The following is a 1,093-nucleotide window of genomic DNA, read 5'->3' as shown; positions in this document are numbered from 1 at the left end:
TAAGGACGGAGCAAGCAAACTAAATTCTCAAATAGAAAATCGCCTTAGTTTCATCAATAAATCTTCAGAAAATCCCATAAACATTCGCTATTGGTGTCAAGACGAAACCAGAATTGGATTAAAAACTATCACAGGGAAAGTTATTACTGCTTGTGGAGTCAAGCCCGTGGGCTTGTATCAATGGTTATTTAAGTATTTATGGCTTTATGGTTTAGTCGAACCAAAGACAGGAGATTCTTTCTTCTATGAATTTAGCCATTTAGATACAGCTTGCTTTGAAAAATTTTTAGAGTTGTTTTCTCAAGCCTACAGCAATGAAATTCATATTATTCAATTAGATAATGGAAGAGCACATCTCGGTTTGGATTTGTCTATACCTGATAATATTATTTTGTTATTTCAACCTCCTTACTGTCAGTAACGTTAATCCGATTGAAAGATTGTGGAAAGAAGTCAAAAAATTCTTGAAAAATAAAGTCTTTGATTCCCTAGATTTTTTAAGAAGAAAACTAGCAAATATCTTAGAGGATGTACGAAAAGTCTAAAAAGCTACGCTAACCGACGAACCATAATCCGAACCATCGCTGCATAGATGAATGCTTCGGCGGTTTCAGGTAAGACCTCATAATCAATTGTCAATCGTCGATATCTTAATAACCAAGCAAATGTTCTCTCCACTATCCAACGCCAAGGTAAAACTTTAAAACCCTTGGTCTGATTCCGTTTGACTACTTCTAAATCTAGATTGTAATCATCTTGTACCTGATTATGGAAATCGTGACCTTGATAACCTCCATCCGCGAAAATTTTCTCTAATCGAGGAAATTTAGCTTTAATTTTTTCTAAGAGCTGGGTAGCTCCCTTTTTTTCGGCTATGTTAGCTGCGGTAACCATTACAACTAATAATAGCCCCAAAGTATCAACTAAAATATGTCGCTTGTGACCTTTTACCAATTTGCCACCGTCATAACCTACTTCTGTAGCTATTTCTGTAGTTTTAACAGATTGACCGCCACGGAAGCTTGAGGTGACCTCAAGCTGTCCGCCGTGCGGTGTTTGCACTATCCACAATTGCTGCTGAGGGAGTCTTTTC

2 protein-coding genes are annotated in these 1,093 nt (G+C 37.1%); one reads left to right on the top strand and one right to left on the bottom strand.

What is annotated here, in order from left to right; genetic code table 11:
• On the top strand, window positions 1-421 hold a 421-nt coding region (locus H1P_RS37055), incomplete at its 5' end, for a transposase (RefSeq protein ID WP_484133497.1).
• Between the two features lie 128 nt (window positions 422-549).
• On the opposite strand, the gene H1P_RS33625 is transcribed toward H1P_RS37055, so the two are convergent.
• The coding region (locus H1P_RS33625) for an IS5 family transposase (RefSeq protein ID WP_144875858.1) at window positions 550-1,093 on the bottom strand (544 nt) is incomplete at its 5' end.

Source organism: Hyella patelloides LEGE 07179 (genome assembly GCF_900659865.1).
In the GTDB taxonomy this organism is placed as follows: domain Bacteria; phylum Cyanobacteriota; class Cyanobacteriia; order Cyanobacteriales; family Xenococcaceae; genus Hyella; species Hyella patelloides.
Note: the sequence above shows the minus strand (reverse complement) of the source record. Positions and strands in the feature narration are given on the sequence as shown.